Consider the following 4,983-nt stretch of genomic DNA (forward strand, 5'->3'; position numbering starts at 1 on the left):
CGCGAATACGTCGGTGTGGATACTCGACGATCAACAACAACCCTGCCCGATCGGCGCGATCGGCGACATCCATGTGGGTGGCATGTCGCTCAGCAGGCCGTTCGGTGTGCGTGCCGAGGCCGGGCTTTCATCCCCTCTCCCCTCCGGGGAGAGGGCCAGGGTGAGGGGCGAATCTCGCGATGAACTTCACCGCACCCACCGCCGCGGCCGCTGGCTGGTCAGCGGCCACATCCAGGAAACGGGCCGCACCGATCGCCGCGAGCGTATCCACGGCCGTGACGTCAACCTGGCGACGGTGGAAGCGGAACTGCTCAGCCAACCGGGCGTGATGCGCGCAATCGCCGTGCCGCGCATGAACCAGGTCGGCAACACGCGCATCGATGCGTATGTGGTTGCCGCTTCCGGGCATGCGCTCCAATCCCATCAGCTGATCGCCGCGCTTGCCGCCGCGCTGCCTGCACACGAAGTGCCGCAGCATGTGGTCCTGCTCGATGCATGGCCCGCGCTGGCGAACGGCATGGTGGATATCGCCGCCTTGCCGCTGCCGGCCGAATCGTCCGGCGACGATGACCTCGACAGCGCCACGCAACCGAAGACCGCCAACGAGCAACTGCTGGCCGCGTTGTGGAAAGAACTGCTGAACATCACGCGCGTCCGCACCAGCGACAACTTCTTCGATATCGGCGGCCATTCCTTGCTGGCCGTGGATATGGCGGCGCGAGTGCAACGCGCGACCGGCATGTCGTTGAACCTGCTGGATATCGCCAACGGCACGCTGGGCACGCTGGCGGCGGGGTTGTCCGAAGGCGTTGCGAAGGAGACGCAGCCTGTGAAGCTGGGTTCGCGCTTGAGTCGGTTGTTTGGGCGGCGTTGATATGAGAGCGACGCTGCCGACACCCTTTTCCCCTCGCCTCCATCTTCTGGGGGAGACGGAGCAGCTCTTATGTCCCCTCCCCTGCTTGCAGGGGAGGGTTAGGGTGGGGTGCGAGCGCAGCGAGCTGCCGGATTCCGACGTCGCCGCTGTGTGCTTCTTGCGGCCAGAAATCACGGCCATGTTCAGCCGCACGCTAAAGCACAAGCAACCCCACCCCAACCCTCCCCTGCTGCCGCAGGGGAGGGAGCAGAAGCGCCGCACCTTACACGCTGATGCACAGCACATAGGTTGTTGCAACTCAGAGCAAACGCGTCGTCCGCATCCACCACTGAGGATTCCATCATGCTGACTCATCAAGCAGATCACGGCAGGGCATCCGGTATCCGTGGGCGGGTGGCAGAGCTGTGCTACAGCACCGGCGCATTGCAACCTTTGCAGCGCATGCGCTCGTGGTTGCAAAAGGACTTGCGCATCCTCGCCTATCACCGCGTGATGCCGCTGCCCGATCCGGCCACGTTCGACTTCGACCTGGAATTGATCAGCACCACGCCAGAACGCTTTCGCGCGCAGATGCTGCGCCTGAAACAACATTTCCATCCCGTGCGCCTGACCGACGTCGCCGCCGCCCTGGATGCCGGCGAAACACTGCCGCCCGATGCGGTGGCGGTGACCTTCGACGACGGCTACGACGACAACTACCGCATCGCCTACCCCATCCTGCGCGAGCTGGGCATTCCCGCCACGTTCTTCGTCTCCACCGGCCACATCGACAGCGGCAAGCCGTTCGGCTACGACTGGCTGGTGCACATGATCCTGCTTACCAGCGCGCCGCGATTGGTGCTGCCGGAACTGAGCATGGACGTGCCGATGCCGCGCGACCGTGAGCTGCGGCGTTCGCTCGCGGGCACCGTCCTGCAGAACATGAAGAACATCGACGCGATCGCGCAGGAAGCGATGATCGCGCGGCTGGAACAGGCCTGGCAGATGCCGAGCAATACCCGCCCCGAAGAGTGCCGACCGATGACCTGGGAGCAGATACGCGAGATGGAAGCGGCGCGCTTCGAGATCGGCTCGCACGGCGTGCACCACCGCATGCTGGCCAAGATGCCGCACGAACGGATGGAAGAAGAAGTGCGGCGATCCAAGGCCACGCTGGATCGCGAACTGCGCACACCCGCCACCTTGATGTCCTACCCGGTTGGCGGCGACCGCGCCTTCGACGACGACGTCATCGCCGCCACCCACCATGCTGGCTTCCGCCTGGCGGTGTGCTACATCTGCGGCACCAATCCGCAGCCGGCATCGAACCGCTACGCGCTTCACCGCCTTCCGGTCGAACGCATGATGGGCCCGGGCTGGTTCGCCGCCATGCTGACGCTGCCGAGCCTGGTCAGCTATCCCACCATTCACCGCGAGCCGGCTCGCGAACAGGTCCACGCCTGATGTTTCCGCTGATCCTGCTCTATTTGGTCCTGACCATCATCCGGCCGCAGGAATACATGCCGCTATTCATCGGCCTGCCGGTGCTGCCGGCGGTGCTGATCATGGCGTTCGGGTGCTGGCTGATCTCCAACGGCAAGACGTTCGCGGCGCCGCAATTCGTGATCCTGCCGATTTTCCTGCTGATCCTGATGGTCTCGGTGGCGGTCAACGGTTGGTTCGGCGGCGCGCTGGACCAGTTGGAGAAATTCGGCCCGATCATGATCGCCTTCTTCGTATTCGCCAGCGCGTGCAACACGCAACGGCGCGTGACGATCGCGATGGCCGTGTTCGTGCTTTGCTCGGTCGTGCTGGTCGTGCACGGTATCGGCCAGGCCAGGGACGGCGTCGGCTGGACGGGCGTGCCGCTGTCCGAAGACGGGCGCATCCAGTATGTCGGCATTTTCAACGACCCGAACGACCTGGGCCTGTTGTTCGCCACCACCATGCCCATGGCGGTCTTTCTCAGCACGCTGCGCGGATCGTTGCTGCGCCTGTTCTGGCTGGGCTGCGCGGCGCTGCTGTTCTACGGCACCTATCTCACCAATTCGCGCGGCGCGCTGCTGGCCGTGCTGGTCGTGGCCGGCGTGTATGTCTGGTATCGGCGCGGCCTCGTCACCGCGGGCACGCTGGGTGTCGTCGGGCTGGCATGCCTGAAGCTGTTGTCGTCCCGCATGCAGGAGCTGGATCCGGACGAGGAATCGGCATCCGGCCGCGTGAATGCGTGGTACGAAGGCCTGCACATGTTCCTGTCGCATCCGGTGTTCGGCGTCGGCGCCGGCAACTTCACCGAGTACAACGATCTCACCGCGCACAACTCATTCGTGCTGGTGTTGGCCGAAACCGGATTCGTGGGCTACTTCCTGTGGCTGGCCTTCGTCGGCTACAGCTTCTGGATGCTGCTGACGGTGCTGCGCTACAAGCCCGACGGCATCGACGACCCCGCGCGCGCCAGCGCATGGCAAAGCGAACGGCGCATGGCGCTGACCTTGCTGTTGGCGCTGTGCGGACTGTTTTCGGCGGCCTTCTTTCTCAGCCGCAGCTACACGGTGGTGATGTACCTGGTGGCCGCCATGGTGGTGGGCTACTACGTCGGCGCGCGGCAGCGCTTTCCCGGCCTGCGCCTGTTCACGCTGGCCGATAGCGGCTGGCGCTGGCTGCCGGCCGCGGCGGGGAGCATCGCCGGGTTCTTCGTGCTGGTCGCCGTGCTGCTGCGTGTCGCCACATGAGCGCGCTCTACGAAACCGCCTTCCGGCGCGTGCTGTTCCCGGCCTACGAATCGGTCCGGCGCCGTCGCACGCTGGCCTATCTGGACGATTACCGGCGCGATCAATGGCTGGCGCCCGAACGCATCGCGGCCCTGCAGTGGGAGCGGCTGCAGCGCCTGCTCGAACACTGCTACCGCGAAGTGCCCTACTACCGCAGGCAATGGCGCGAGCTGGGCATTATGCCCCGGGACATCCGCAACCTCGACGACTACGCGAAACTGCCGGTACTGACCAAGGCCGACATCCGCACGCATTTCGACGAGCTGAAGGCCGATTCGCTGCGCGATCGCCTGCTGTACAAGGCCACCGGCGGCTCGACCGGCGAACCGATGCGCTTCGGCTACACCCGCGAAAGCAACGATCGCCGCACGGCGGTGATGTGGCGCGGCTACGAATGGGCCGGCTCGCGCATGGGACGGCGCACGCTGTTCCTTTGGGGCGGACCGGTCGGCGATCCGACGCGCGCGCATCAGCTCAAGGATCGCCTGTACAACACCATGTTCGCGCGGCGCGTGCTCAACAGCTTCAAGATGACCGAAGCGAACATGGCCGACTACGCCGATGCGATCGACCGCTATCGCCCGGACATCATCGTCGCCTACGTCGGGCCGCTGGTGCAGTTGTCGCAATGGCTGACCGCAACCGGGCGCAGCATCTGGCCGCCGCAAGGCATCATCGGCGGCGCCGAGGCGCTGCACGAATTCCAGCGCGAGGCGATCCAGCAGGCGTTCGGGGCGCCGGTGTTCAACACCTATGGCTGCCGCGAGTTCATGCTGATCGCCGCCGAGTGCGAGCAGCGCCACGGCCTGCACGTCAACAGCGATCATCTGCTGGTGGAGCTGCGCATGCCACACGGCGCCGCATGCGGCCACCAGGCCGGCGACGTCGTCATCACCGATCTTTTCAACTACGGCATGCCGTTCGTGCGCTACGCCAATGGCGATACCGCAACCCTTTCCGCGCAGCGATGCGCCTGCGGCCGCGGCCTGCCGCTGCTGGAGCGTGTCGACGGCCGCGTGCTGGATGCGATCCGCACACCGCAGGGACACGTGCTGCCCGGCGAATTCTTTCCGCACATGCTGAAGGACGTGCCTGGCCTGCAACGCTTCCAGCTGGTGCAGCGCCGTCTCGACCGGCTCGATCTTTCCATCGTTCGCGGCGCCGGCTTCGACGAGGCCTCGCTGGAGTACATCCGCAACGAGGTCGACAAGGTGCTCGGCGACAGCGTGCAACTGCATTGCCATTTCGTCGACGACATTCCACTTACGCGCAGCGGAAAAATGCGGGTCACGGTATCGGAGCTGGCGCCGTGAACATCACCCACTTCGTGGAAAGCCTGGACCGCGGCGGCCTCGAGCGCAT

4 protein-coding genes are annotated in these 4,983 nt (G+C 65.3%); all 4 read left to right on the forward strand.

Annotation, left to right across the window (positions count from 1 at the left end):
- The coding region (locus VMA74_RS02970) for a phosphopantetheine-binding protein (RefSeq protein ID WP_325364654.1) at positions 1–874 on the forward strand (874 nt) is incomplete at its 5' end.
- 342 nt (positions 875–1,216) lie between these two features.
- Positions 1,217–2,317: a polysaccharide deacetylase family protein gene (locus VMA74_RS02975; RefSeq protein ID WP_325364656.1), complete on the forward strand. Its 1,101-nt coding sequence runs from the start codon at positions 1,217–1,219 to the stop codon at positions 2,315–2,317.
- Positions 2,317–3,582: an O-antigen ligase family protein gene (locus tag VMA74_RS02980; RefSeq protein WP_325364658.1), complete on the forward strand. Its 1,266-nt coding sequence runs from the start codon at positions 2,317–2,319 to the stop codon at positions 3,580–3,582. Before VMA74_RS02975 ends, VMA74_RS02980 begins: the two co-directional genes overlap by 1 nt.
- Positions 3,579–4,934 (forward strand): phenylacetate--CoA ligase family protein, encoded by a 1,356-nt coding sequence (locus VMA74_RS02985; protein ID WP_325364660.1) that lies wholly within the window; start codon positions 3,579–3,581, stop codon positions 4,932–4,934. Before VMA74_RS02980 ends, VMA74_RS02985 begins: the two co-directional genes overlap by 4 nt.
- The last annotated feature ends 49 nt before the right edge of the window (positions 4,935–4,983 follow it).

This window comes from Dyella sp., from assembly GCF_035508675.1.
Taxonomy (GTDB): domain Bacteria; phylum Pseudomonadota; class Gammaproteobacteria; order Xanthomonadales; family Rhodanobacteraceae; genus Dyella_B.